This is a genomic window from Streptomyces lasiicapitis (assembly GCF_014646335.1).
GTDB lineage: Bacteria > Actinomycetota > Actinomycetes > Streptomycetales > Streptomycetaceae > Streptomyces > Streptomyces lasiicapitis.
On the sequence record NZ_BMNG01000006.1, the window covers coordinates 334255 to 360314 of the forward strand.

Annotated in this window: 22 protein-coding genes, 1 other RNA gene and 1 pseudogene; 12 read left to right on the forward strand and 12 right to left on the reverse strand. The window is 72.6% G+C overall.

From position 1 onward, the window contains the following. Window positions 1-72 precede the first annotated feature (72 nt). The gene (locus IEY91_RS15615; RefSeq protein WP_189174372.1) at window positions 73-1308 is read left to right on the forward strand and encodes a serine hydrolase domain-containing protein; all 1236 of its coding nucleotides are present in this window, start codon (window positions 73-75) and stop codon (window positions 1306-1308) included. A 28-nt stretch (window positions 1309-1336) separates the two neighbouring features. Here the strand turns inward: IEY91_RS15615 and IEY91_RS15620 are convergent, their stop codons facing one another. Together IEY91_RS15620 and IEY91_RS15625 are read right to left on the reverse strand one after the other, a co-directional pair. Next, window positions 1337-1969 carry a response regulator transcription factor gene (locus IEY91_RS15620; RefSeq protein ID WP_164328583.1) on the reverse strand — a complete coding sequence of 211 codons (633 nt, stop codon included), beginning with the start codon at window positions 1967-1969 and terminating at the stop codon, window positions 1337-1339. Between the two features lie 92 nt (window positions 1970-2061). Then, entirely contained in the window at window positions 2062-3324 is a 1263-nt protein-coding gene (locus IEY91_RS15625; RefSeq protein WP_189174373.1) for a sensor histidine kinase, read from the reverse strand. A 333-nt stretch (window positions 3325-3657) separates the two neighbouring features. Between IEY91_RS15625 and IEY91_RS15630 the strand changes: the two genes are divergently transcribed. The 3 genes from IEY91_RS15630 to IEY91_RS15640 all read left to right on the forward strand — a co-directional run bounded on the left by IEY91_RS15630 (window position 3658) and on the right by IEY91_RS15640 (window position 6698). Then, window positions 3658-4530, forward strand: a complete 873-nt coding sequence (locus IEY91_RS15630) for a MaoC/PaaZ C-terminal domain-containing protein (RefSeq protein WP_189174374.1) — start codon at window positions 3658-3660, stop codon at window positions 4528-4530. A gap of 69 nt (window positions 4531-4599) precedes the next feature. Continuing rightward, window positions 4600-5682 (forward strand): Zn-dependent alcohol dehydrogenase, encoded by a 1083-nt coding sequence (locus IEY91_RS15635; RefSeq protein ID WP_164325550.1) that lies wholly within the window; start codon window positions 4600-4602, stop codon window positions 5680-5682. A gap of 74 nt (window positions 5683-5756) precedes the next feature. Next, on the forward strand, window positions 5757-6698 hold the full coding sequence (locus IEY91_RS15640; RefSeq protein WP_164325552.1) for a 3-oxoacyl-ACP reductase: 942 nt from the start codon (window positions 5757-5759) through the stop codon (window positions 6696-6698). Window positions 6699-7203: 505 nt separating this feature from the next. On the opposite strand, the gene IEY91_RS15645 is transcribed toward IEY91_RS15640, so the two are convergent. Further along, complete coding sequence (locus IEY91_RS15645) at window positions 7204-8511, reverse strand: hypothetical protein (protein WP_229696977.1); 1308 nt, start codon at window positions 8509-8511, stop codon at window positions 7204-7206. 215 nt (window positions 8512-8726) lie between these two features. On the opposite strand from IEY91_RS15645, the gene IEY91_RS15650 reads away from it, so the two are divergent. The 4 genes from IEY91_RS15650 (at window position 8727) to IEY91_RS15665 (ending at window position 12836) form a co-directional block, all read left to right on the forward strand. Further along, the gene (locus tag IEY91_RS15650; protein ID WP_189174375.1) at window positions 8727-9761 is read left to right on the forward strand and encodes an ABC transporter substrate-binding protein; all 1035 of its coding nucleotides are present in this window, start codon (window positions 8727-8729) and stop codon (window positions 9759-9761) included. Window positions 9762-9864: 103 nt separating this feature from the next. Further along, window positions 9865-10719 carry a Nif3-like dinuclear metal center hexameric protein gene (locus tag IEY91_RS15655; protein WP_189174376.1) on the forward strand — a complete coding sequence of 285 codons (855 nt, stop codon included), beginning with the start codon at window positions 9865-9867 and terminating at the stop codon, window positions 10717-10719. Further along, a complete protein-coding gene (locus IEY91_RS15660) occupies window positions 10716-11459 on the forward strand; it encodes a zinc ribbon domain-containing protein (protein ID WP_189174502.1) in 744 nt (247 codons plus the stop codon). The genes IEY91_RS15655 and IEY91_RS15660 overlap by 4 nt, the downstream gene beginning before the upstream one ends. A 12-nt stretch (window positions 11460-11471) precedes the next feature. Continuing rightward, the gene (locus IEY91_RS15665; RefSeq protein WP_189174377.1) at window positions 11472-12836 is read left to right on the forward strand and encodes a bifunctional RNase H/acid phosphatase; all 1365 of its coding nucleotides are present in this window, start codon (window positions 11472-11474) and stop codon (window positions 12834-12836) included. Window positions 12837-12865: 29 nt separating this feature from the next. Here IEY91_RS15665 and eda read toward each other — a convergent pair whose 3' ends face one another. Then, complete coding sequence (gene eda, locus IEY91_RS15670; protein WP_189174378.1) at window positions 12866-13501, reverse strand: bifunctional 4-hydroxy-2-oxoglutarate aldolase/2-dehydro-3-deoxy-phosphogluconate aldolase; 636 nt, start codon at window positions 13499-13501, stop codon at window positions 12866-12868. Between the two features lie 347 nt (window positions 13502-13848). Further along, window positions 13849-14649, reverse strand: a complete 801-nt coding sequence (gene yaaA, locus IEY91_RS15675; RefSeq protein WP_164325564.1) for a peroxide stress protein YaaA — start codon at window positions 14647-14649, stop codon at window positions 13849-13851. Window positions 14650-14785: 136 nt separating this feature from the next. On the opposite strand from yaaA, the gene IEY91_RS15680 reads away from it, so the two are divergent. Further along, complete coding sequence (locus IEY91_RS15680; RefSeq protein WP_189174379.1) at window positions 14786-16258, forward strand: RNB domain-containing ribonuclease; 1473 nt, start codon at window positions 14786-14788, stop codon at window positions 16256-16258. Here IEY91_RS15680 and IEY91_RS15685 read toward each other — a convergent pair. Both IEY91_RS15685 and IEY91_RS15690 read right to left on the reverse strand, forming a co-directional pair. After that, window positions 16209-16850 carry a hypothetical protein gene (locus tag IEY91_RS15685; RefSeq protein WP_306309900.1) on the reverse strand — a complete coding sequence of 214 codons (642 nt, stop codon included), beginning with the start codon at window positions 16848-16850 and terminating at the stop codon, window positions 16209-16211. The two genes, IEY91_RS15680 and IEY91_RS15685, sit on opposite strands and share 50 nt — an antisense overlap. Further along, window positions 16838-17632 (reverse strand): MerR family transcriptional regulator, encoded by a 795-nt coding sequence (locus IEY91_RS15690; RefSeq protein WP_189174380.1) that lies wholly within the window; start codon window positions 17630-17632, stop codon window positions 16838-16840. The genes IEY91_RS15685 and IEY91_RS15690 overlap by 13 nt, the downstream gene beginning before the upstream one ends. A gap of 294 nt (window positions 17633-17926) precedes the next feature. On the opposite strand from IEY91_RS15690, the gene IEY91_RS15695 reads away from it, so the two are divergent. The 3 genes and pseudogenes from IEY91_RS15695 (at window position 17927) to rnpB (ending at window position 20230) form a co-directional block, all read left to right on the forward strand. Continuing rightward, window positions 17927-18898: an AraC family transcriptional regulator gene (locus tag IEY91_RS15695; RefSeq protein WP_189174381.1), complete on the forward strand. Its 972-nt coding sequence runs from the start codon at window positions 17927-17929 to the stop codon at window positions 18896-18898. A gap of 27 nt (window positions 18899-18925) precedes the next feature. Beyond that, window positions 18926-19708, forward strand: a pseudogene (locus IEY91_RS42630) (DMT family transporter); the annotation flags it as partial. Between the two features lie 118 nt (window positions 19709-19826). Beyond that, window positions 19827-20230: RNase P RNA component class A (gene rnpB, locus IEY91_RS15710), an RNA gene on the forward strand. Window positions 20231-20301: 71 nt separating this feature from the next. On the opposite strand, the gene IEY91_RS15715 is transcribed toward rnpB, so the two are convergent. The 5 genes from IEY91_RS15715 to IEY91_RS15735 form a co-directional block, all read right to left on the reverse strand. Further along, complete coding sequence (locus IEY91_RS15715) at window positions 20302-20568, reverse strand: hypothetical protein (protein ID WP_189174383.1); 267 nt, start codon at window positions 20566-20568, stop codon at window positions 20302-20304. Further along, complete coding sequence (locus IEY91_RS15720; RefSeq protein WP_229696979.1) at window positions 20565-23039, reverse strand: DNRLRE domain-containing protein; 2475 nt, start codon at window positions 23037-23039, stop codon at window positions 20565-20567. Before IEY91_RS15720 ends, IEY91_RS15715 begins: the two co-directional genes overlap by 4 nt. A 307-nt stretch (window positions 23040-23346) precedes the next feature. Further along, entirely contained in the window at window positions 23347-24147 is an 801-nt protein-coding gene (locus IEY91_RS15725) for an ABC transporter permease (RefSeq protein WP_164325578.1), read from the reverse strand. Next, on the reverse strand, window positions 24144-24815 hold the full coding sequence (locus IEY91_RS15730; protein WP_189174385.1) for an ABC transporter ATP-binding protein: 672 nt from the start codon (window positions 24813-24815) through the stop codon (window positions 24144-24146). Before IEY91_RS15730 ends, IEY91_RS15725 begins: the two co-directional genes overlap by 4 nt. A 42-nt stretch (window positions 24816-24857) precedes the next feature. Continuing rightward, on the reverse strand, window positions 24858-25952 hold the full coding sequence (locus IEY91_RS15735; protein ID WP_189174386.1) for a polyprenyl synthetase family protein: 1095 nt from the start codon (window positions 25950-25952) through the stop codon (window positions 24858-24860). Window positions 25953-26060: the final 108 nt, after the last annotated feature.

The following is a 26060-nucleotide window of genomic DNA, read 5'->3' on the forward strand; positions in this document are numbered from 1 at the left end:
GCTCAGGGGCCCCGCTCCTAGCGTCGATGGTGCTCACGTACACCACGTCCGAGTCCTGCTCCTGGAGGTTCCGTGTCACCGAACCCGTCCCGACGAAGCGGCAAGGCGCGCCGCCGCCGCGTCACCCTGGGGATCGCCGCCGCCCTCACCGTGGCGGTCGCCGTGCCGACGGCCGTCAGCCACGCCGTCGCGGGGGAGAGCCAGGGCGACAGTCCCGCCCCCGCTGAGACCACCGCGCGGCACACCCAGTTCCAGCGCGACGCCGACGCCGTACGCGACACCGGCGCCATCGGCGTACAAGCCAGGGTGAGCGGCGGCAGGCACGCCCCCGACACCGTGACGAGCGGCACCGCCGACATCCGTACGGGCCGCCCCGTGCCCGACGGCGGCCACTTCCGGATCGCCAGCAACACCAAGACGTTCGTGGCGGCCGTCGTGCTCCAACTCGTCGGTGAGCGGAAGGTGGCGCTGACGGACCCCGTCGAGAAGTGGCTGCCGGGCGTGGTGCGCGGCAACGGCAACGACGGCCGGAGGATCACCCTTCGCCAACTGCTCCAGCACACCAGCGGCATCCACGACGACTACCCCGGCATCGAGTCCGCGAAGGAGTACCAAGAGGTCCGCTTCCACCCGTTCACCCCCGAGCAACTGGTCGAACGGGCCATGCGGCACCGCCCGGACTTCCGCCCCGGCAAGGGCTGGAGCTACTCCAACATCGGATACATCCTGCTCGGCATGGTCATCGAGAAGGCCACCGGCCACACCTGGCACGACCAGGTACGGGACCGGCTCCTCAAGCCGCTCGGGCTGCGGCACACGTACCACCCGGGGAACTCGCCCACCCTCCGGAAGCCGCATGCGCGCGGCTACCAGCGCTTCAGCACGAAGCCGAAGCTCGTGGACGTGACCCTGTACAACGACGCCAACGCGTCCGGCGGCCTCATCGGCACCACGGCCGACCTGAACCGCTTCTACCGCGACCTGCTCGGCGGCAAGGTCCTGAAGCCCGCGCAGCTCAAGGAGATGAAGCGCACGGTCCCGTTGAACGACGAGTTCCAGGTGCCGTACCCGGGCGCGCGGTACGGGCTCGGCCTGATGAAGAGCAAATTGCCGTGCGGCGGCTGGGCCTGGGGCCACGGCGGGGACGAGATCGGCTACATGAGCCGGAACGCGGTGAGCGAGGACGGCCGGGTCGCCGTCACCACCTCGGTGTCCACCGAGTGGGCCACCTCCGGCGAGGACGCGCTGCGGCAGCACCGGGCGGGGATGAAGCTGGTCGCGAACGCGCTGTGCCGCGACGGCGGGTAGGCCCGTACGCGGTGCTGACAGGGCTGGGCTACAACCACCCCTGATGCCGAGCCTCCCGCACGGCCTCCATCCGGTTCCGGGTCCCCGTCTTCCCGATGGCCGCCGAAAGATAGTTCCGCACCGTCGACTCCGAAAGACGCAGCTTCTCCGCGACGTCGGCGACCGTGGCCCCGTCGACGGAGGCCCGCAGCACATCCACCTCACGGGCGGTCAACGGACTGGGCCCGGCCCCGAGCGCGGCCGCCGCGAGGGCGGGATCGATCACGGTCTCGCCCCGCAGCACGGCCCGGATCGCCTCGGCGAGCTCCTCCACGGGCCCGTCCTTGACGAGGAACCCGGCCGCGCCCGCCTCCATGGCCCGCCGCAGATACCCGGGCCTGCCGAAGGTCGTGAGAATGAGCACCCGGCAGTCAGGACACTCGTCCCGCAACTCCGCCGCAGCCTCCAGGCCGCTGCGCCCCGGCAGCTCGATGTCGAGCAACGCCACATCGGGCCGTGCGGTCAACGCCGTACGCACGATCTCGTCCCCCGCCCCGACCTGCGCGACGACCTCGATGTCCGGCTCCATGCCGAGCAGCAGCGCGAGCGCGCCACGCATCATGCCCTGGTCCTCGGCGAGGAGGACGCGTACGGATCGTGCGGGGCGGTGGTCCTGCGGCATCTCGTCCACGGGGAAACAGTATGGTGACCGGCCCGATCGCACGCGCCGGGCAGCGGAACACGCGGCGTCGGGGGAGCGGTCGCAGTCCACGGCTAGGCGCGCTGTTCCCGGGCCCCGGCGGCCGCGGGTTCCATGCCCGCCGACATCGGCAGCACCACCGCCACCCGGAACCCGCCACGCGTCCCCGCGCCCGACTCCAGTGACCCGCCCGCCGCCGTGAGGCGCTCGCCCAGGCCCTTCAGGCCGTTGCCGGGTGGCGTGGAGCCCTCGCCACGGCCGTCGTCCGTGATGGTCAGGCGGGTTTCCTCGGGGGTGGCGGCGAGCTCGATCTCGCAGTGGGTCGCGCGTGCGTGGCGTACGACGTTGGTGGTCGCCTCGCGGACCACCCAGCCGAGGAGCGCTTCCGTGGGCGGGGCGAGCGGGGGCCCGGACTGGCGGACGACCGCCTCGACCCCGGCGGCGTCGAGGAGTTCGCGGGCGCGGTCCAGCTCGGCGGCGAGGGCCGCGTCGCGGTAGCCGGTGACGGCCTCGCGGATCTCGGTGAGGGCCTGCCTGCCGACGGTCTCGATGTCCGCGAGCTGGGTCAGGGCCGCGGCCGTGTCCCGCGGCGCGAGGCGGCGCGCGGCCTCCGACTTCACGACGATCAGGGAGAGCGTGTGGCCGAGCAGATCGTGCAGGTCGCGCGAGAAGCGCAGCCGTTCCTCCGCCACGGCCCGCCGCGCCAGTTCCTCACGGGCGGCGCGCAGATCCCGTACCGCCTCGGAGAGGGAGAGGATCGCCGCCGTCACCATCGTGGACAGGAACGTGCCGTACGCGATGTTGATGCCGCCCCAGCCGTCCCGGAGCCCGCCGACGGCCCCCGCGAGCGCGGCGAGGCCGAGCCCCACCGGACCGAGGCGGCGGCCCCGGACCACCGCGCCCACCGCGAGGCCGAACAGCGGGAAGAACATCAGCCAGCTGCCGCCGTACCCGGCCGCGAGGCCGACGGTGATCGCGCCCATCGCGAACAGCGCGGCCATCGTCGCCCGCGACTCGCGCGCCTGCTTGTGGAAGGCGCGGAAGGCGACGGCGACGTAGAGGGAGTTGAAGACGAACAGGCCGATGCCGCCGATCCACGGGTTCGCGGACTTGCCCTGGAGCAGGTGCGAGAACGCGCCCAGGCCCATGAGCAGCCACGGCAGCAGCGCGAAGCCGTTGGGCGGTCCTGAGTGCACCATGGCGTCCGGGTCCCCGGCCCGCTTCCGCTCCCGCCAGTCCGCCTTCTGCCGGCGCCAGGCCTCCCTGCGCTCCCGGTGGGCGCCGCGGGCCGCGCGCAGGTCGTGCATCCGGCAGGTCACCCTCGGCATCCGGGACATCTCTCGTCGCTCCCCCGTCGTGTGTGTCTCGTGCGTCTGTACGTTCCCGACGGTACGGATCGGGGGTGCCTGCGCGGCAGTGGTGTTCCGTACGGACTTGGCCAGGACAAATGTCACGGGTGGGCGGCCGGGGCGGCCCCGGCGGGCGTATCTGACGTGACGTCAGCACTCTTCACAAGCGTGGGGCGCTGGGCTATACATGGGGCCATCGGCCTAGAACGCGTTCTAGAACGGGTGCGGGAGCAGGTGTCTGGGCCGTCGCAGACGACCTCGGTGCGGCCGACGGTGCGGACAGTCGCACCGAGGTCTTGACCCGCGAGGAGCAGCCCACCCATGCCCATCGATGCCGCGAAGGCGCTCGCCGCCGAACCCCGCAGCGCCGAGATCACCTGGGACCACAAGGACATCCAGCTCTACCACCTCGGCCTCGGCGCGGGCGCCAACCCGGACCTGCCGAGCCCCGCCACCGACCCCGACGAACTCCGCTACACACTGGAGTCCCGGCTGCACGTCCTGCCCAGCTTCGCCACCGTCGCGGGCGCGGGCATGGGCATGATGGGCGGCCTCGCGGCCCCCGGCATCGACGTGAACCTCGCCGCCGTGCTGCACGGCGGCCAGCGCGTCGAGCTGCACCGCCCGATCCCCGTCAAGGGCCGGGCCGCCACCACCGCGAAGGTCGCGGCCGTGTACGACAAGGGCAAGGCCGCCGTCATCGTGCTGCGCTCCGAAGCAGCCGACGACGAGGGCCCGTTGTGGACCAGCGACGCGCAGATCTTCGTGCGCGGCGAGGGCGGCTTCGGCGGCGAGCGCGGCCCGTCCGCGCGCCTCGAAGCACCGGACCGCCCCTTCGACAAGGCCGTCGAGCGGCACGTGCGCGCCGACCAGGCCCTGCTCTACCGCCTGTCCGGCGACTGGAACCCGCTGCACGCCGACCCCGAGTTCGCCAAGCTCGCAGGCTTCGACCGGCCCATCCTGCACGGCCTCTGTACGTACGGGATGACGCTCAAGGCCGTCGTGGACACCGTCCTCGGCGGCGACGTGAGCCGCGTGCGCGCCTACGCCACGCGCTTCGCCGGGGTGGTCTTCCCGGGCGAGACGCTGCGCGTCGGCATGTGGGAATCGGAAGGACGGGTGCAGGTCGCCGTCACGGCCGTCGAACGCGGACACGCGCCGGTCCTCGTGGACACGGTCGTGGAGCTGAACTGATGCGTGGAGCTGAACTGACGTCACGTACCGCCGGTCACGTACCGCCGGGATGAGAGGAGCCGCACAGCCATGCGCGCAGCCGTACTGCACGAGACAGGCCAGGACAAGCTCGACGTGCTCGACGACATCGAGGCGGTGGGCTTCGGCCCCGGCAAGGCCAGGATCCGCGTCCGGGCCACCGGCCTCTGCCACTCCGACGTCTCCGCGATGAACGGCGTGCTGCCGCAGCCCGCGCCGTTCGTCCCCGGGCACGAGGGCGCGGGCGAGATCATCGAGGTCGGCGAAGGCGTCACCAACGTCAAGGCGGGCGACCGGGTCCTGGTGTGCTGGCTCCCGGCGTGCGGACAGTGTCCGGCGTGCCGGCGCGGCCAGACGCAGCTCTGCCTCGCCGGGTTCATGAACGCGGGCATCCCCAACTTCAAGCGGGCAGGCGACAGTTCCGACGTCTTCGGCTTCGCGGGCACCGGCACCTTCGCGGAGGAGGTCGTGGTCGACGCGGCCTGCGCCGTGCCGATACCGGACGACGTGCCCTTCGACATCGCCGCGCTGATCGGCTGCGGCGTCACCACGGGGCTCGGCGCCGCCATCAACACCGCCGACGTCGCGGCCGGTTCGTCGGTCGCCGTCATAGGCTGCGGCGGCGTCGGCGTCTCGGCGATCCAGGGCGCGCGGCTCAAGGGCGCGGCGGAGATCGTCGCCGTCGACCCGGTCGCGTCCCGGCGCGAGGCCGCGCTGCGCTTCGGCGCGACCCAGGCCGTCGGCCCCGACGAACTCCCCGACATCAACCAGCGCCTGACCGCCGGCGAGGGCTTCGACTACGTCTTCGAGGTCGTCGGCAAGTCCGCGACCGCCCGCAAGGCGTACGAGGCGACCCGGCGCGGCGGCACCCTCTGCGTCGTCGGCGCGGGCGCCATGGACGACCAGGTGCAGTTCAACATGTTCGAGCTGTTCTTCGACGAGAAGCGGATACTGCCGTCTCTGTACGGCGGCGGGGACGTCCTCCAGTCGTACGAGCGGGCCATCGCCCTGTGGCGCGCGGGACGGGTCGACCTGGAGGGCATGATCACGCACCGGGTGCAACTGGCCGAGATCAACGAGGCGTTGGAGCAGATGCGGTCGGGGGTGGCGTTGCGGACGTGCATTGAGATCTGAGGGGCTGTGCGGGGCAGGAGTCGAGGCGCCCGCGGGGCGTGCCGGAGTTTTCCTGGAGAGGGGTTTGGCCTTTCATGTCACTGCCACTTGAAGGTCTCGCCGGCGTCGTCACCGGCGCGGGGCGCGGGCTCGGGCGCGCCGAGGCACTCGAACTCGCCCGGCTCGGCGCGAGCGTCGTCGTCAACGACTTCGGGCAGCCCGGCCGCGACGGGTCCGGCGCGGCGTCGGCCGCACCCGCCGAGGAGGTCGCCGCCGAGATCCGCGACGCGGGCGGGAAGGCCGTCGCCCACACCGGCGACGTCGCCGACCACCAACAGGCCCGCGATCTCGTCGAGTTGGCGATCGGTACGTACGGCAAGCTCGACATCCTCGTCAACAACGCGGGCATCCTGCGGGACCGGATGATCTTCTCCATGTCGGAGGACGAGTGGGACTCCGTGATCCGGGTGCACCTCAAGGGGCACTTCAACACCGTCCACTTCGCGGCCGCGCACTGGCGTGAGCGCTCCAAGGAGGCGGGTGGGCCCGTGTACGGGCGGATCGTGAACACCTCCTCGGAGGCGTTCCTCGCCGGGTCGGCCGGGCAGCCCAACTACGCCGCCGCCAAGGGCGGGGTCGTGGGGCTCACCACTTCCACGGCGTTGGCTCTCGCCAAGTACGGGGTGACGGCCAACGCGATCTGTCCGCGGGCGCGGACGCGGATGACGTCCGACGTTTTCGCGGGGTTCGCCGAGCCCGGGGAGGGGGAGGTCGACCCTCTCGCGCCCGAGCATGTGGCGCCCCTGGTGGGGTACTTGGCTTCGCCTGCGGCGGGGCGGGTCAATGGGCAGGTGCTCGTTGTGCACGGCGGGATGGTGGCGGTGGTGGAGCGGCCCCGGGTGGCTGCGCAGTTCGACTCGGCGGGCGGGGTGTTCCGGTACGGGGAGCTGGACGAGGCGCTGTCCCCGTACTTCGCCTCCCGACCGGAGGGGGAGACGTTCGGGGCGGCGGAGGTTCTGGGGTTGCGGAGGGGGTAGGCCCGGCTGGGAGCTCCCCAATCCCGCCCCTTCCCGAAACCGGGGGCTGCCGCCCCCGGACCCCCGCCATCGGCCTGGACGGCCTCGTCCTCAAACGCCGGACGGGCTATTTCCCACCCACCCGCCCAAACTTGCACGACTGCCCGTAGCGGGCACTATCAGCCCGTCCGGCGCTTGAGGACGAGGCGCGAAGCGCCGATCAGGGGGAAAGGGGCGAAGCCCCAGACAGGGAGCGTAGGGGCGGGTGGGTGGGGGATATAGCGGGGCCGGGGGCGGAGCCCCCGGGGGTGTGGCCCTCGGCTTCAGGAGCCGGAATCCTCCGGGTCGCGGCGATGCTTCCCCCGGGGAGCCGCCTCCTCGTCGTGCTCGGCCACCGGCCCCCGGTGTCGCCCCGCCCCCGTGAGGGCCGGCCCCTCATGAGGGGCAACCCGCGGCTCGGCCGCCACATTCTCGGTAGTCAACAAACTCACCCCGTAGCAAAGATCGTTCGTACAGCCGGGCGAGTCTAACCAACCGCCCCGCGCCCGCCGAGAGGCGCCTGCTGCAACGGCACGGGCCGCGCCGCCCGCGCGCCGCCGCTGGCCTCCTTCACCTCGGCGGACGCCTTCGCGCCCGGGGCGGGAGCGGGCACCTCGACCCGCGCCATCCCGCACGGCACGGAGCCGGTGACGTACGGCAGTTCAAGGACGCCGTCGCGCGTGCAGCGGCCGGCACCGGCCAACCACCCGGCGGGGGTGGGAAGTTGGTGGACCTGCCGGTCGGCGGGGCGCCAACCGCACAGGCGGGGCGCCGAGTCGTCCGAGCCGTCGTCCACCCGGAGGGCCACCGCGCAGCTCTCCGGCATCAGGACCTGGCCGGGCTGGATCGCGAAGGGCGTCACCGCGTGGCCCGGCATGCGGAGGCATTCGGGGAAGCGTACGGGCCGGGTACTGCCCAACACCCCCCAGCCGAGCCGGGTTTCGCCGGGCGCGTCCGAGCGGATGAGGAGCAGCCCGCTGTCGGCGTCCGCGAGGAGCAGGCGGTCGTCGCTGTCGTCGGCGATCTGGAGGAGGGGGGTCACCTCGCCGCCGCGCTCCAGGTCCACCGCCACCGTCTTCGTACGGCCGTCCAACTCGCGGTCGAGCGCCAGCATGCGGTTGGTGCGGTCCAGCCAGACGCCGCCCGTGCAGCGGCCGGGGATCTCGGCGAGGTGCTCGGGCCCGAACGCGCCGCCCGCCACCAGCCACACCGCCGTGGAACGCGCCCCGGCCGCGAGGGCGTAGGCGTAGGCGCCGCGCGGGGCGGGCGGCAGCAGGCTCAGCTCGGCGCCCTCGCACTGCACACCGCCGAGCGGCACCTCGCCGGTGCCGGGGCCTGTGGGATAGAGGAGGGAGAAGAGGTGCCGCCCGTCGGCGCGGCGGTGCACGAGCACCCGCCCGTCGGCCATCGGAAGCACCCGGGTCCCGGGCTCCTCGGGCTGGTGCACGGGCAGCGGCACCGCGTACGGCTCCGCCGAGTCGAGTGTCCACCGCTCCGGGAACCAGCAACCGCCCCGCTGCGCGAGCCGCGCCGCGTACACACCGTCGGCGGTGAGAGTGGGGGCCGGGGCCGGTGCGCCCGGCTGGGGAGGAGCGGCGGGGGCATCCGCCTCGCACGCGGAGGCGGGGGCGTCCGCCTCGCGCACAGGGGTGGGCGAGAGCGCCGGGGCCTCCGGCTCCCCCGCCCCGGACCCGGGAACGATTCTGGTCCACCGCCCGGCCACGGACCCGCCGCCGGACAGGGAGGCGGGCGGGGACGAAGGCGCGGGTGAGGGCTCGGCCACAGGGGCTGTCATCTGGGGTCACCTCCGTCGGCGACGCTAGTTTTCGTACGTCCTGGCGTGGCACGCGAGGCATCCCGCTTCACGCGTACGTGTGGCGAAGTGACGATTCGCCTGAGAAGCCGGTGGCGACTGTGCTGCGCCTGGGAGGGCGGGGACGACTGCGCCGGGAGTCGCTTAGAGTTAGGCGACCCTAAGTCGCGAAGCACACGCAGCTCCCTGGAGTACCGATGTCCCCACGCCGTCGCCCGCACCGCGGTACCGCCGCCCTCGCCCTCGCCGTGGCCGGCGCGCTCGCCCTCGCGGCCTGCGGCTCCGGCGACGACGGCTCGGGCAAGTCCGAGAACGGCAGCAAGGCCGTCGCCCAGGGCGGCGACGAGTTCGCCCAGGCCGCCGAGAAGACGGCGAAGATGGGCACGAGCGCGGGGCCCGGCCAGTTCCCGCGCACCATCGCGCACGCCATGGGCAAGACGGAGCTCAAGGCGGCGCCGAAGCGGGTCGTGGTCCTGGACGTCGGCGAGCTCGACAACGTCGTGTCCCTCGGCGTGAAGCCCGTCGGCTACGCCCCCACCGAGGGCGACGACGGCATCCCCTCGTACCTGAAGAAGAACGCGGGCAGCCCCAAGAACGTGGGCACCATCAACGCGCTCAACCTCGAGGCGATCGCGAACCTCAAGCCCGACCTGATCCTCGGCAGCGAGCTGCGCGCCGCCAAGCTCTACCCGCAGCTCTCCAAGATCGCCCCCACCGTCTTCTCCGTGCGCCCCGGCTTCACCTGGAAGGAGAACTACCTCCTCAACGCCGCCGCGCTCGACCGCACCGCCGACGCCAAGGCCGAGCTGGGCGCGTACGAGAAGAAGGCGAAGGCCCTCGGCAAGGACATCGGCGCCGACAAGCCCACCGTCACGATGCTGCGCTACATGCCCGACCGCATCCGCCTCTACGCCAAGGCGTCCTTCATCGGCACCATCCTGAACGACGCCGGGCTGCCCCGCCCCAAGAACCAGCAGCCCTTCGAGCTCGCCACCGAGATCAGCCCGGAGAAGATCGACGAGGCCGACGCCGACTGGATCTTCACCGGTGTCTACGGCGACGCCAAGAAGACCGGCCGCTCCGCCGCCGAGCAGAACCCGCTCTGGAAGAAGCTCGGCGCAGTGAAGGCCGGGCACGCCAAGGACGTCCCGGACGAGACCTGGTACCTGGGCCTCGGCGTGACGGCGGCGGACCAGGTCCTCGGCGACCTCCGCGACCACCTCGTCAAGTAGCCGGACAGGTCGCGCTCGGCCGCGTACGTAGCCGCTTGTCACGGCACTTCAGCCGTACGTGACCCATGGCCTGAGGGGCACGCCGGGAAGGTAGCCTTGCGGGGTGCCCCGTCTGTCTGAAGTCATCGCCGCTCTCGACGCCCTGTGGCCCGCGGAGCGGGCCGAGCAGTGGGACGCCGTCGGCACCGTGTGCGGCGATCCCGAGGCCGAGGTCTCGCGGGTCCTGTTCGCCGTCGACCCCGTCCAGGAGATCGTCGACGAGGCGGTGCGCCTGGGCGCCGGCCTGCTCGTCACGCACCACCCGCTGTATCTGCGGGGTACGACGACGGTCGCGGCGTCGACGTTCAAGGGCCGGGTCGTGCACGACCTGATCAAGAACGACATCGCCCTGCACGTCGCGCACACCAACGCCGACTCCGCCGACCCCGGGGTGAGCGACGCCCTCGCGGGCGCCCTCGACCTGCGCGTCGTGGGACCCCTCGTACCGGACGCCACCGACGAGCACGGACGGCGCGGCCTCGGCCGTGTCTGCGCGCTCGAACACCCGCTGACGCTCGCCGAGTTCGCCGACCGCGCGGCCAAGTGCCTGCCCGCCACGGCGCAGGGCATCCGCGTCGCGGGCGACCCGGAGCAGCCGATCCGCACGGTCGCGGTCAGCGGCGGCTCCGGCGACAGCCTCTTCGACGCCGTCCGGGCCGCGGGCGTGGACGCCTTCCTCACCGCCGACCTGCGCCACCACCCGGTCTCCGAGGCGCGCGCCCAGGCGCCGCTCGCGCTCCTCGACGCCGCGCACTGGGCCACCGAGTGGCCCTGGTGCGAGCTGGCCGCGGCCCAGCTCGACGAGATCTCCGACCGGAACGGATGGGGACTTCGCGTCCACGTCTCGAAGACGGTCACCGACCCCTGGACCGCCCACTCGGCGTCCTCACCCGCTAGCACCCCTGGAGCCCCCAACTGAACGCCGCGCCCGCCGACCAGATCCGTCTCCTCGACCTCCAGGACCTGGACGTACGCCTCAAGCAGCTCGCGCACAAGCGCCAGGGGCTGCCCGAGCACGCCGAGATCGACTCGCTGACGGCCGACCTCACGCAGCACCGCGACCTGCTCGTCGCCGCGACGACCGAGGAGAGCGACTGCGCCCGCGAGCAGACCAAGGCGGAGCAGGACGTGGACCAGGTGCGCCAGCGCGCCGCCCGCGACCAGAAGCGCCTGGACTCCGGCGCCATCACCTCGCCCAAGGACCTGGAGAGCCTCCAGAAGGAGATCGCCTCCCTCGCCAAGCGCCAGGGCGACCTCGAGGACGTCGTCCTGGAGGTCATGGAGCGCCGCGAGTCCGCGCAGGAGCGCGTGCGGGAGCTGACCGAGCGCGTCTCCTCCGTCCAGTCGAAGATCGACGACGCGACGGGCCGCCGTGACGCCGCGACCGGCGAGCTCGACCGCGAGGCCGGCACGGTCACCAAGGACCGCGAGCTCATCGCCGCCTCCATCCCCGCCGACCTGATCACGCTCTACGACAAGGTGCGCGCGAAGCAGGGCGGCGTCGGCGCCGCCAAGCTCCACCAGCGGCGCTGCGAGGGCTGCCGCCTGGAGCTGGACATCACCGAGGTGAACGACATCAAGGCGGCGTCGCCCGACAAGGTCGTGCGCTGCGAGAACTGCAGCCGCATCCTGGTGCGCACCTCCGAGTCCGGTCTGTAAGGGGCGGGCGCGGTGCGGGAGTTCATCGTCGAGGCCGACGGCGGCTCCCGGGGCAACCCGGGGCCCGCGGGCTACGGCGCGGTCGTCATCGACGCGGAGTCCGGGGAGACCCTGGCGGAGGCCGCCGAGTACATCGGCGTCGCGACGAACAACGTCGCCGAGTACAAGGGCCTGGTCGCGGGCCTCAAGGCGGCCCACGCCCTGGACCCGGCGGCGCAGGTCCATGTCCGCATGGACTCCAAGCTGGTCGTCGAGCAGATGTCGGGCCGCTGGAAGATCAAGCACCCCGACATGAAGCCCCTCGCGGCCGAGGCGGCGCGGGTTCTGCCCGCCGCCCAGGTGACGTACGAGTGGATCCCCCGCGAGAAGAACAAGCACGCGGACCGGCTCGCCAACGAGGCGATGGACGCGGGCAAGCGGGGCGAGCAGTGGTCGCCCTCGGCGTCCACTGCGGAGCTGGACCGGCCCGCGCGGGCGGGGCGCTCGACCGCGGGCGTCGGTGCTCCGGCCGGTCCGCCCGGGGACGCGGCCGCTGGTGCGGCGAAGGCGCGGGCGGCGATGGCGGGGGCGGGGGCGGGGGCTGCTGGGACGCCCGCTTCCGGTGTTTCTGCCGTCTCTGCCGTTTCTGGTGTTTCCGGTACGGCGGCGGGGGCCGAGGCCGATGTGCGTGCGGCGCGGTCCGTCGCGGCCGGGGCCGGGGCGAGTGAGGCCGTCACGGCGGCTCCGCCCGTCGGCTGGGGCGCGTCCGCCGACCTCGGCGCCCCCGCGACCTTCGTGCTGCTGCGCCACGGCGAGACCCCGCTGACGCCCCAGAAGCGCTTCTCCGGCAGCGGCGGCAGCAATCCGTCCCTCTCCGACATCGGCCGGGAGCAGGCGGTCCGGGTCGCCGCCGCGCTGGCCGCCCGCGGCACCGTACAAGCCGTTGTCTCCTCCCCGCTCCTGCGCTGCCAGGAGACCGCCCGCACCGTCGCCGCCCGGCTCGGACTCGACGTACACCTCGAAGAGGGCCTGCGCGAGGCGGACTTCGGGGACTGGGAGGGGCTGACCTTCGCGGAGGTGCGCGAGCGGCAGCCCGACGAGCTGAACGCGTGGCTGGCGTCGGCGGACGTCGCGCCGCCCGGCGGGGAGTCCTTCGCCGAGGTCACGACGCGGGTCGAGGCAGCGCGCGAGAAGCTCCTTGCCGCGTACGCGGGCCGTACCGTGCTGCTCGTCACGCACGTCACGCCCATCAAGACCCTGGTCCGGCTCGCGCTCGGCGCGCCCCCGGAGTCGCTGTTCCGCATGGAGCTTTCGGCGGCGTCGCTGTCGGCGGTGGCGTACTACGGGGACGGCAACGCGAGCGTGCGGCTGCTGAACGACACGGCGCACTTGCGCTGAGGGGTACGTGGCGCCGTCCGGTTCTTGTGTCAGCGCAGGGCCGCCGCCTCCCGGGCCAGGGACTCCACGCGCGCCCAGTCCTTCGCCGCGACCGCGTCGGCCGGGAGCATCCAGCTTCCGCCGACGCAGCCGACGTTCGTGAGGCCCAGGTAGGCGGGGGCGGAGGCGGCGGAGATGCCGCCGGTGGGGCAGAAGCGGGCCTGCGGCAGCGGTCCTGCGAGGGACTTCAGGTAGGCGGTCCCGCCCGCGGCCTCCGCCGGGAAGAACTTCATCTCCTCCACCCCCTCCTCCAGGAGCGCCACGACCTCCGAGGTCGTCGACACCCCCGGCAGGAACGGCACCCCTGACGCCTTCATCGCGTCGAGCAGGGTCGGGGTCCAGCCGGGGCTGACGAGGAAGCGGGCGCCCGCGTCGACCGAGTCCGCGACGTTCCGCGCCGAGATGACCGTCCCCGCGCCGACGACCGCGTCCGGGACGCCGTCCGCGATCGCCCGGATCGCGTCCAGGGCGACGGGGGTCCGCAGCGTCACCTCGATCGCCGGAAGCCCCCCTGCGACGAGCGCCCGCGCGAGCGGGATGGCGTGGTCGATGTCCTCGACGACGACTACGGGGACGACGGGGGCCAAATCCAACACGGAGCCCTTGACGGCGGCAACGGGGTTCATGGGCTCATCGTGCCCCGCCCCCTGCACCCTGCGCAAAGCCCATTGCGCAGGCCGCAACGGGGTCGCCCCGTCCGTGCCGCCGCTCCCCGTCTGGGGCTCCGCCCCTTTCCCCCTGTCGGCGCTCCGCGCCTCGTCCTCAAGCGCCGGACGGGCTGGTGGTGCCGGCTGATTGCCGTCGTGCCAGTTAGGGCGGGGGGGAAAATGGCCTGTCCGGGGCTGGGGTGTTTCAGCCCGTCCGGCGTTTGAGGACGAGGCCGTCAAGGCCGATCAGCGGGGTCCAGGGGCGGCAGCCCCTGGTTACGGGAAGGGGCGGGACTGGGGCGCACCCCGCGAGGGCCCACGCAGCCTCAGTGGATGTCCCGCACCACCACATCCAGAGCCCAGGCCCGCCCGGCCCGGCCGGGCGTCTCCGCTTCCACCACGTACCCCAGATCCCGCAAAGCGGTGACCAGCTCAGCCGGCCCGGCGGGGTCGACCCCGGCCGAAAGAAGGGCCCGCACCATCCGCCCCTTCGTCGCCTTGTTGAAGTGGGAGACGACGGACCGCCGCTCCACCCCGTCCACGACCTGCGCGTGCAGCACCCGCACGGTGGCAGTCCGCCCGGCAACCTCCCCCTTGGCCCGCCAAGCGGCGGCATACGCCGACGACCGCAGGTCGAGGACGAGCCCACCCCCCGCGGCCTCGGGCAGCACGGCGGCCATGGGCCCGCGCCAGTGGGCCCCGAGCGCGCCGAGCCCCGGCAGCTTCACCCCCATCGAGCACCGGTAGGAGGGAATCCGGTCGGTCACCCCGACGGCGCCCCACAACCCGGAGAAGACGAGCAACGAACGCGCCGCACGCCGCTTGGCGGCAGCGTCGAGCGAACCGAGGTCGAGGGCGTCGTACAGGACACCGGTGTAGATCTCCCCGGCGGGCCGCGCGCCCGCGGTCCGCAGCTCGACGTTCTTCGCGACCTCCCCCCGCAGCCCTTCGCTGAGCCCGAGCACCTCGCGCGCCTTGTCCTCGTCCGCCGCGCACAGCTCGACCAGTTCGTCCAGGACGGCGGCGCGCGCGTCGGCGAGCCCCGGCAGGGACAGCGACTCCGGCTTCAGGGGCGCCCCACGCCCGGACGCGGCCTTGCCTTCGGACGGCGGCAACAGGACGAGCACGATCGCTTCTCCGATTTCGTTCGGGGTACGGAATTCACTCGCGGCACGGAATGAGTCGCGTACGAAATGAGGGGGTGCGGCCCCTCGCGAAAGGGTACGGGGTGCCGACCCAGGAACCCCGTCCTACGCTCGGTGCATGCCCCGCCGTCAGCTCCACGTGACCGGCGCAGCCGAGGCTCCGCTGCGGCCCGCGCTGCACGACCTGCGCACCAGGCTCGACGTGCCGGAGACCTTCCCGGCCGCCGTGCTCGCGGACGCCGAACGCGCCGCGGCGGCCCCGCGCCTCCCGGACGAGGACGCCACAGCCGTCCCCTTCTTCACCGTCGACCCGCCCACGTCCGTCGACCTCGACCAGGCGATGCACCTGTCGCGGCGGACGGGCGGCGGCTTCCGGGTGCGGTACGCGATCGCGGACGTGGCGGCGTACGTCACTCCCTCGGGCCCGCTCGACACCGAGGCGCACCGCCGCGTCACCACCCTCTACTTCCCCGACGGGAAGATCCCCCTGCACCCCGCCGCGCTCAGCGAGGGCGCGGCCAGCCTGCTGCCCGACCAGACCTGCCCGGCCGTCCTGTGGACGATCGACCTGGACGCGGACGGCCGCGCGGAGCGCACCGACGTGCGCCGCGCCCTGGTCCGCAGCCGCGCCAAGCTCGACTACGACGGCGTGCAGCGCGCCATCGACGCGGGCACCGCCGAGGAGCCGCTCGCCCTGCTCGCGGACATCGGACGCCTCCGCGAACAACTGGAGGTCGAGCGCGGCGGCATCTCGCTGAACGTGCCCGAGCAGGAGGTGACCGAGAACGACGGGCGGTACGAACTCGGCTTCCGCGCCCCGCTGCCCGCCGACGGCTGGAACGCCCAGATCTCCCTGCTGACCGGCATGGCCGCCGCCGAGCTCATGATCGCCTCCGGCACCGGCATCCTGCGTACGCTGCCGATCGCCCCCGACGGCGCGGTCGGCCGCCTGCACCACACCGCGAAGGCCCTCGGCATCGAGTGGCCGCACCACGTCCCGTACGCGCGGCTCGTGCGGTCCCTGGACCCGCGCGAACCGCGCCACGCGGCGTTCCTGCAGGAGTGCACGACGCTGCTGCGCGGCGCGGGGTACACGGCGTTCGGAGGCGGCGGGGCAGCTACCGGGGAAGGGGTCCCGGAGCTGACGACGCACGCCGCGGTGGCCGCGCCGTACGCGCACTGCACCGCGCCCCTGCGCCGCCTCGTCGACCGCTACGCCGCCGAGCTGTGCCTCGCCGCGTGCGCGGGCGTGGAGCCGCCCCAGTGGGCGCTCGCCGCGCTGCCCGTCCTGCCCCAGGAGATGGCCGAGGGCACGCGGCGGGCCAACTCCGTGGAGCGCAGTTGCGTGGACATCGTCGAGGCGGCCCTCCTGAAGGACCGGGTCGGGGAGGTCTTCGACGGGGTCGTGGTCGACGTGAAGGAACACGAACCGACCGTCGGGACGGTGCAGTTGACGGATCCGGCGGTGGTCGCCCGCATCGAGGCCGCTGCGTCGAGCGGTGCGGGTGGGCTGCCGTTGGGGGAGCGGCTGCGGGTCCGGCTCACCCAAGCGGATCCGGGGCTGGCGAAGGTGCTGTTCGCTCCGGCGTGAGCGCGGCGACCAGCGCCCGCGGGTCGTCCGCGTGCAGCCGCACCACCCGCGCCCGCGCGCGCAGCCCCATGGGGCGTACGAAGTCGACGGGCCGGGCGAGTTCGACGGTGACCGTCGTCTGACTGCCGACGGAGACGTCGAGGGTGCCGTCGTCGTGGACCTGGACGTTGCGCCCTTCCGGGTAGCGCCGGTCCACCCGCACCCGCGCAATGTCGGCGGCCGGAACGTACACGTCCAGGAACTGCCCGTACCGCACCCTCAACGACCCGTCCGCGCCCACCACATGAGGCCGCGTCACACACCCCGCGTGCAGCGCGAGGATCTGCACGACCGTGTAGACGTCCACGAACAGGAACGCGGTGTGCACGAGCGGCCACGGCAGGACGAGCGCGAGGACGACGGTCTCGACGACCGCCACGAACGCGAAGCCGAAGAGCAGCGCGGTCTGCGGTCCGGTGTACGCCACCGGGTGCGCGCCCGCGCCGACGCCGTGCCGCCGCCGGGCCACCCACAGCGCGAGACTGTGGAACCCGCGCAGCTCGTGGCTGATCAGCCGCCGCAGCACCCGTACCGCCCGCTTCACGGCGTCCACCCCGCCCACCCCGTCCGCGCGGAGAGCACCTTCAGCATCTGCCGGACCGCCGCGGCCTGGGCGGGCGCGAAGTCGTCGAGGAAGGCGTCACCGAAGGCAGTCTTGGACGGAGCGCTGTCCCCGCGTCCCTCGTGCGCAAGAACCGCGAGGAGATCGTCCGGCACGACGGCCGCGAGGTCCGTGCCGAGGGCCTCGACCCGGGGATCGTCCACCGAGGCGTGGGCGAGGTCATCCATGCGCGCGTACAACTCACCCATCTTTGTGGCGAGTTCGGGATCATCGGCGAGCCGACGCAGAGCCAGATAGATGCGATCGCGCTGGACCGGATCGGCGGTGGCGTCGAACAGCGCCAGGTGCTCCAGATCCTTGGCGGCGGCCGCGGACCCGGCCGGACGGAACCGCCCGAACAGCTCCGCGAGCCCCGGCGAGACGGGCCCGTCGCCCGGCAGCAGCCCCTCCCGTGACATCCGCAGCAGCTCGGCGAGCCGCGCCCGCCGTGCCCGGATGTCGGCTTCCTGCTGCGCCAGATCGTCGTCCAACTCGCCGAGAACCTCGGCGAGTTCACGCCCCTCGTCGTCGGCGAGCACGTCCCGCACCTCTTCGAGCCCGAGCCCCAGCTCGGTGAGCCGCTTGACGCGCGCCAGCATGATGGCCTCGCGCAGCCCGTACTCCCGGTACCCATTGGGCCGCCGAGCGGGCTCCGGCAGCAGCCCCAGATGGTGATAGTGCCTGATGGCGCGCGTGGTAAGCCCCACGGCAGCCGCGATCTCTCCAATCCGCATGCCTTCAGTAGAAACGTTGCCGCTACGTCAAGGTCAAGCAGGCTTCGGGGCGCGGCCGCTCCGTCAGCCCTCCAGCCGGACGGCAACCACTCAGCCTGTCCGGCGTTTGAGGACGAGGCCGTTCAGGCCGATGGCGGGGGTCCGGGGGCGGCAGCCCCCGGTTTCGGGAAGGGGCGGGGTTGGGGAGCCCCCGGCAGGCCCAACCCACCCGCAGCAAACCCACCACCGGCATGAAATCCGGCCACGGAAACGTTCACCCCGTGAGCAGGCCGGCCGCGGAGAGAACGAGGGCACATGAACCACACAAAGCAACCCCCCACCCCCGACCGAGCAACCTGGACCCGAGCCCCCCTGGGCAACAACACCACCCTCGACCTCCTCACCGCCCGCTTCGACCGCCACCACTACGCCCCCCACTACCACGAGGAATTCACGGTAGGCGTCTGCATAGGCGGCACCGAGATCATCGACTACCGAGGCGGCCGCCTGGACATAGGCCCCGGCGCGGTAGTCGTCCTGGCCCCAGGCGAGACCCACACCGGCCGCCCCGGCTCAGGCGGCGGCTACGCGTACCGCGCGATGTACCCCTCGACGCACCTGTTCGCCGACGGCACCCGCACCCTGCCCCACTTCCGCGAGGCGGTCCTCGACGACCCCCAGCTCGCGGCGGCCCTGCGGGCGGCACACACGAGCCTGAGCACGAGCACGGGGGAGCAGCACCCGGCCCCCGAGGCGGACCCCCTGGCTGGCGACCCCCTCACCGCCCTAGCCGCCGAAACCCACCTCACCGAACTCTTCACCACCCTCGCGGGACGCCACAGCACCACCCGCCCCGCGCAGACCCTTGTCCCGGGCGCCGCCGCCCTCACCCGGACCGTCCGCGACCGCCTCGCCGACAACGTCCTGTCACCCCCCACCCTCACGGAACTGGCCACCGAACTGGGCCTGTCCCGCTACCAGCTCCTGCGCGCCTTCCGTACGACGACGGGGATGCCGCCGTACGCGTGGCTGGCGCAGCACCGCGTCACGCGGGCCCGCGGCCTCCTGGAGAGCGGACTGCGCCCGGCGGCCGTGGCCGGCCTGGTGGGCTTCGCCGACCAGGCACATCTGACGCGCTGGTTCCGCCGGGTGGTGGGGGTGACCCCGGCGGCGTACCGAAACAGCGTGCGCGCGGACGCGCCATCGACGTACCGAAACAACACCGCCGCGTACCGAAGCAACGCCCCCGCACCCCACCCCTCCCGCGCAACCACGTTCAAGACGTGACGACCCGCCCTGTCCGAAACTCGCCCCATGACTGCACGAGCCTGGCTTCTCTTCTCCGTCATGGGCGTCCTGTGGGGCATCCCGTACCTCATGATCAAGGTGGCGGTGGACAGCGATCTGACGCCGTCGATGGTGGTGTTCACGCGCTGCGCGCTCGGCGCCGCGCTGCTGCTGCCGTTCGCCCTGCGCCAGGGCGGCATGCCGGCGGTGCTGCGCACGCACTGGCGCCCGATGCTGGCGTTCGCGTGCGTGGAGATCCTGGGCCCGTGGTGGACCCTGACGGACGCGGAACGCCACCTGTCGAGCTCGACGGCGGGCCTGCTGATCGCCGCCGTCCCCATCATCGGCGCGCTCCTGGCCCGCTTCTTCGGCGACACGGAACGCCTCGGTCCGCGCCGGGTGACGGGCCTGGCCCTGGGCTTCTCGGGTGTCGCGGTCCTCACCGTGCCGCACCTCACCGGCGGCGACGCGTGGTCGCTGACGGAGGTCCTGATCACGGCGCTCGGCTACGCGATCGCCCCGCTGATCGTGGCCCGTCACCTCAAGGACGTACCGACGCTGCAGCTGATAGCGCCGTGCCTGACCCTCGCGGCCGTCGTCTACGCCCCCGCGGCGGCGGCGACCTGGCCGGACGAGGTCCCCGACGGCCCGACCCTGGCGGCCCTTGCGGGCCTCGGCGTCATCTGCACGGCGCTCGCCTTCATCGTCTTCCTCGAACTGATCCGGGAGGCCGGGCCGACCCGCGCGGTGGTCTTCACGTACATCAACCCCGCGGTCGCGGCGGCCGCGGGCTTCACGTTCCTCTCTGAGTCCCTCACCCCGTCCTTCGCGGCCGCCTTCACGCTGATCCTCGCCGGTTCGTTCCTGGCCACGGCGGCCTCGGGACCGCGGCCCGCACCCCGGCGGGTACCATGGTCGGCACGGCAGACGAGCCGGGCGGACGGCCGCGTGGAGGTCCTTGTGGACCTTCCCGAGGAACGTCCGGGCTCCACAGGGCAAGGTGGTGGCTAACGGCCACCCGGGGTGACCCGCGGGACAGTGCCACAGAAAACAGACCGCCGGGAGCTTCGGCCCTCGGTAAGGGTGAAACGGTGGTGTAAGAGACCACCAGCGCCTGAGGTGACTCAGGCGGCTAGGTAAACCCCACTTGGAGCAAGGTCAAAAGGAGCGCCGTGAAACGCGCTCTGCGCGGACGTTCGAGGGCTGCCCGCCCGAGTCCGCGGGTAGACCGCACGAGGCCGGCAGCAATGCCGGCCCTAGATGGATGGCCGTCACCCCGACGACCGCGAGGTCCCGGGGGACAGAACCCGGCGTACAGCCACGGCTCGTCTGTCGGCCGACTTGAGGGGGAGCCCCTGACCAGGCGTTATGCCTGGTCAGGGGCTCCCTCGTTCATGATCCCGCTACGGTGCCGAGTCCCGCCGTCGTCCGAGCCCGGACCACAGCCGGCTCCCCCAGCGCCCCTGCAGCGCGAGGACCGCCACACCTCCGCCCAGCGCGGGGCCCAGCCACCCCGGCACGGGCAGGAGCCTGACCACCACGGCTGCGGCGAGTACTGACACCACGGCAGCCGTGACGTTGGCGACCGCGGCCGCGCGGCCGCCCGGCTGGGGGTCGCCCGTGAGGCCGAGCAGCCCGCGGAGGCCTCGTGTGTCGTCGGGCCGTGTCATGAGAGCTGGTTGACGAGGCAGCCCGCGGCCGCGACCGAGACGTAGCCCCAGGGGCCGCCCGCGAACTTGACCATGCGCATGCCCTTGCGGGCCCGCTGGATGTTGACCGAGACGTGGTGGGACTGGACCGGGACGTACGCGGCGAGGGCGCCGACGCCGCACTTCTTCGCGGCGCTCTTGACCTTCTTGCCGATCTTCTTCCACTTCCAGCTGAAGGGGTTCCACCACGGGTCGGCGACCACGGGGAACGCCGTGTTCGCGTCGAACTGCACCGTCTGGATCAGGTTCTTGCCGTCCAGGCGGTAACTCGTGGGCACGGGCTTGCCGTTGGCGTCCTTCGCCCATGGCGCGGCGATCGCGGCGACCGGCTCGTTCGGGTCGGAGCCGGCGATCACGACGGAACCGTCGGGCTCCTTGCGGAGCGTGGAGCCCGACGGGATGTCGACGCTCGCACGGTACTCACGCGGGGCGGCGGCGTTCTTGATGACCTGGAGGGTGCGGCTGCCGCCGTCGAGCGTGGGCTGGACGACGGTGTCGACCGGGGCGCTCGCGTCGGCGTGGATCACACTGCCGTTGACGTTGACGCCGCGCGCCTTGGCCGCGCCGACGCCGATGCCGACCGCGGGGATGTCCTCGGGCTTCACCTGGACGGTGCCGACGGGGTCCCACGGCACGGTCACCGTGCCGGTCTCGGTCTCGGCGATCGCCGCGTACCGGCTGTCGCTGGACGTCGCCGGGGTGATGTCGGCCGCGTCGAGCACGGAGTTGGCCGCGCCCAGGGCCTGGATGGCCGGGCTGGGCTTCCAGTTGGTGTCGACGGTGAAGGTGACCGGCGCGGACCAGCCGTTCGCCCAGTGCTCACCGTCGAACGTGGTGGTGCGGAAGTTGTACGCCTTGCCGTTCACCAGCTTCCCCGCGGGCACCTTCGCGGAGGCGGTGGCCCCGGACGGCACGAAGCCGGAGTTGAACTGGTGGACCACCTGGCCCGTCGCCTTGTCCTGGATCTCGAACGTGCCGCGGACCTGGTCGTCCTCGTTGGTGTCCTCGGTCGTGAACCGCAGCGTCGGCGTGAGGCTGTTGACCTTGTAGATGCCGGTCTCGGTGGAGAACGGCGCGCCCGCCTGGAGGTTGGTGCCGCTCTTGGGGCGGTAGTTGAAGGTCACCGAGAGCCGGGGAATCGTCTCCTCGGTCGACTCGGAGGAGTAGAAGCGCTTCCAGGCGTACGTGTCGTTCTCGTCCGCCGCCTTCAGCGCCACCGAACCCGTGGCGGCCTTGGCGCTCGCCCAGGTCTTCGCCAGCTCCGTGACGTCGGCCTTGACCCAGCCCGCGTTCTTGCACGAGCCGGAGCGGGTCTCCGTCGACGTGGCGACCTTGGACTTCATGGCGGGCTGCTTCGTCCAGCGCGTGTTCGTGTCGGCCGCGTCCGCCGCCCACACCTCCCAGCCGCGCTTCTCGCAGGACCACGAGTGGTAGTTGTACAGCGACAACTGTGCGTCCGTGACCAGGGCGTCGGCGAACTGGCCCGTCTCCCAGGTCATGAAGGAGCGGGCGGTGCGCTTGGTGGCACCCTCGTGGTCGCCGGGCCAGCCCAGCTTGAGGTCGGTCGCCGCGGACTGGTCCGTGGTCGTGCCGCCCTGGACGTACGTGTCGAAGAGCACCGAAAGCACGTCGGTGGCCGGGTCGACCGTCACCGGGTACGTGGTGGCCGGGTCCGCGAGGAACTTCTTGTCCGGGGTCAGGCGCAGCTCGACGGTGTCGCCGTGCTGCGCGACCGTCATCGGGACGCGCGCGGTGTTGGTGTGCTCGCCGGAGCGCTTGTCGACCTTCGCGTCCCACATCACCGGCGCGGGCATGGTGGCGACCCGCTCCCCGGACGCCTTGTCGGTGAAGGACACCGAGCCGTCGGCCTGCTGAGCGGCCTTCATCCCCGGCACCTTGAGCGGCAGCGTCATGGGCGCCGCGTCGCCCGCGGGGCGCTCCTTGAGGAGCAGGTACTGCTCGAACCCGGTGCGGGTCGCGTCGACCACCAGGTCCGCGCCGGGCACCGCGTCCGGATACGTCGCGCGCGGCCCGTCGAGGTCCGGCTCGGGCAGGCCGCCCTTCCACTGCACGCTCAGCGACTGCTCGCCCGAGCCCAGCGTGACCAGGTCCCGCGCACGGGACGCGGGAGCGTCGGCCGCGGCGGACGCCGAACGCGCCCTCGTACCGCCCGCACCGGCGAGCTCAAGTCCCTCGGGGTGCGCCTTGGAACGCACACTGCCGTCCGCCCGACGCGTGAAGTCGGCGTCGACGTCCACCCACTTCCCGTCCCGGATCATCCGGACCGGCCCCGCAGCCTGCTCGACCGTCAGAGTGCCGCCGGGGTTCGCCCACGTCGTCGACGTCTCCGTACGACGATCGAGCACCTCGACCCTGCGGTCCCCGACCCGCGCCGCGAGCAACGCGGACTCCGCGGTCACGGCCTCGGTCACCGGAGGCCCCGTCAACCGTGAGGCCCGTATCGCCTCTTCGTCCGCGGGGTCGTCAGCGATTGCGGGCAGAGCCGAACCCAGCAGAGCTGCCGCCGTCAGCACGGACACACTCCCCGCAGCGAAGGACCTGGAATAACTGCGGCGCGACGTGCGCATATACATCCTCGAGCTATGGATCAGCCATGAACAGGCAAGATCCGCGTAAAGATTTCGTCATGATCCAACCGTGTGGGCACGGGGACAAGAAGGGTCTAAAGTCCCTTGTCCTGATTTGATGGTTGATGAGGGTTTGAGGTATGGGCGGGGCTCACACCGCGGGACGCGGCGCTCCTCGTGCCCCGAGGTGGTTCCGCGTACGTACGAAGAACGCCGCCATCCCCAGCGTCCACATCGCCAGGAACCACGCGGGGCCCAGCAGGAGATGGACGTACGAAGTGGCGGAGTCGGTGAAGCCGGCGGCCACGGAGATCTGGGTGGGGCCGTAGCCGGGGAGGAGTTGGAGGCCGTCCTTGTCCGCCTCCGTGTTGCTCATCGGGTTCTGCAGCATCGTGTCCAGGAGGCTGGCCATGATGATGACGAACAGGCCCGCCAGGTCGCTGGAGAGGAACGCGCCCAGCAGGATGCCGATGCCGCCGTAGCTCACGGCGGCGGTGAACAGGCCGACGGCGAGGAGCCCCGGCCGGACCGGGTCCCAGTACCAGCAGACAACGGCCGTGGCGTACGCGGCGATCAGCGCCGACGCGACCGTCATCGCGACGACCTTGCTCACCAGCAGACAGGTCCGGGGATACCCGGCCAGCGCGAGCCTGCGGTCGAAGGCGAGGGCCTTGAACGTCGTCATGAACATCATGAAGCCGACGATGAGCGTCACCGTGTTGATGGCGCCGGACACCATGGTCAGGTGATTGCCGTTCACCGTTACCGTGCGGCCCGTCGCGCGCAGCAGGAAGCGGGACGGCGCGGGTGTGACGAACCAGTGCTCCAGCGTCAGCCAGAGCGGGATGTAGCCGACGACCAGGACCAGGGCCAGGCGGTTGCGGGCGTGTTCCAGGAGCGCGAAGCCCGCGCCGGTGCGGAACGTCTCCCAGAGGCGGGGCGCCCGGGTCATCGCATTGCCCGCTGGGCGGCAGCGGTCGGGCGCGCGTCCAGCGCCTCCGCGTCCCACGGCGTCGCCACGCCCTCCCGCAGCCGGTGGACCACGTCCAACCGCCCCGCGTCCCAGGCCAGATGCGACACGACGAGCACGCACCTGCCCCGGTCCCGCAGCCGCGCCGCGACGTCCCAGAACTGCAGGTACGTCTCCCAGTCGAAGCCCTGGTACGGCTCGTCGAGCAGCAGCACGTCGGGGTCGTGCATGAGCGCCAGGGTCAGGTTCAGCTTCTGCCGGGTGCCGCCGCTGAGCACCTCCACCCGGGTGTTCCGGTACTCGGCGAAGTGCAGCTCGTCGAGCAGTTCGTCGGCGCGGTCGGTGTCGTCCAGGCGGTAGGCCGTACGGAACCAGCGCAGGTGCTGATCGACCGTCAGCGCGTCGTTGAGCACCGTCGCCTGCGGGCAGTGCCCGAGCGTGCCCCGGCGCTCCACCTCGCCCGCGTCGGCGGCGATCTGCCCGCTGAGGACGCGCAACAGGGTGCTCTTGCCCGAGCCGTTCTCGCCGACGATGCCCACCAGCGCGCCCGGCTCGACGGTGAACGAGACGCCTCTGAGCACCTTGTGCGACCTGTAGGCCTTGTGTACGTCGCGCACGCGCAGGGCGTACGGTCCGGGCGGCGGCGTCACGGCTTCTCTCCTTCGAGCGCGGGGAACCTGGCGGATGCGGCCTCAGCGTCTGCGCTGCGACAGGCAGTTGATGAGCGCCTGCCACTGCCTCCGTACGTCCCTGGGGAGCCCCGCCCCGTCCAGCGCCGTCACCGCCGACGTCACATGGCGGGCCGCCACCGCCTCGGCGCGGTCCCGGCTGTGGGTCGTCTCCAGCAGGCCCATGACCTCGGGAACGAGGTCCTGCGGCAGCGGGGCGGGGCCGAGCAGGGCCGCGAGCCGCCGGCCGTCGGCCGTGTCCGCGCCCGCGGCGAGCAGCAGCGGGAGCGTCTTCTTGCCGCGCACCAGATCCGCGCCGACCGGCTTGCCGGTGACCGTCGCGTCGCCCCACAGGCCGAGCACGTCGTCGAGGATCTGGAACGCCACCCCGAGGTCGCTGCCCGCGCCCCGCAGAGCCCGTACGACGGGCTGCGGTGCCTGCGCGAGCACGGCGCCGAGCACCGCCGCGCAGCCGAACAGCGCCCCGGTCTTGCCGCGCGCCATGTGCACGTACCCGCGTACGGAGACCTCGCGGGCGGACCGCCCCTCCAGCGCGAGGTCCTCCGCCTGCCCCGCCACCATCTGCTCGACGGCGGCGATGAGGTCCTCCGTGGCGGCACGGGCACCGGGGGCCTGCGCGTGGAAGATCGTGGCGACGGCCTGGACGACGAGGGCGTCCCCGGCGAGTACGGCGGGTCCGGTGCCGAAGCGGGCCCAGGCGGCGGGCCTGCCGCGGCGCTCGGCGTCGCCGTCCATGATGTCGTCGTGGAGCAGGGAGAGCTGGTGCACGAGCTCGACGGAGGCACCGGCGACGGCGGCGTGCCCCTCCGGGGCTCCGGCCGAGCGCGCCGAGAGGAGCGCAAGCGCGGCCCGGACCCGCTTGCCCGCCCGCGCCGCCGACGGCGTGGGCTCGTCGGCGTCGTCGTCCCAGCCCAGGTGGTAGCGGCACACCGTGGCCACGGACGGGTGCAGCCGGTCCACGGCCGCGTGCAGGACGGGCTCGACGAGCGCGGTCCCCGACCGCAGCAGATTCAGGAACTCCTCGTGATCCGCCCCGAGTTCGGGAGCCCCGCCGTCCTCGCTGCGGAGGCCGACGCCGTACGGCAGCGTTTCTGTCATCGATTCCTCGGCCTGCCCTGTCGTCGTCCGCGGTGGTCGCCCCAGCCCCCTCCGCCCGCATAACGACTCCGACGATCACCGGTTGTGGCTGCCCGGGGTCCGACCCGA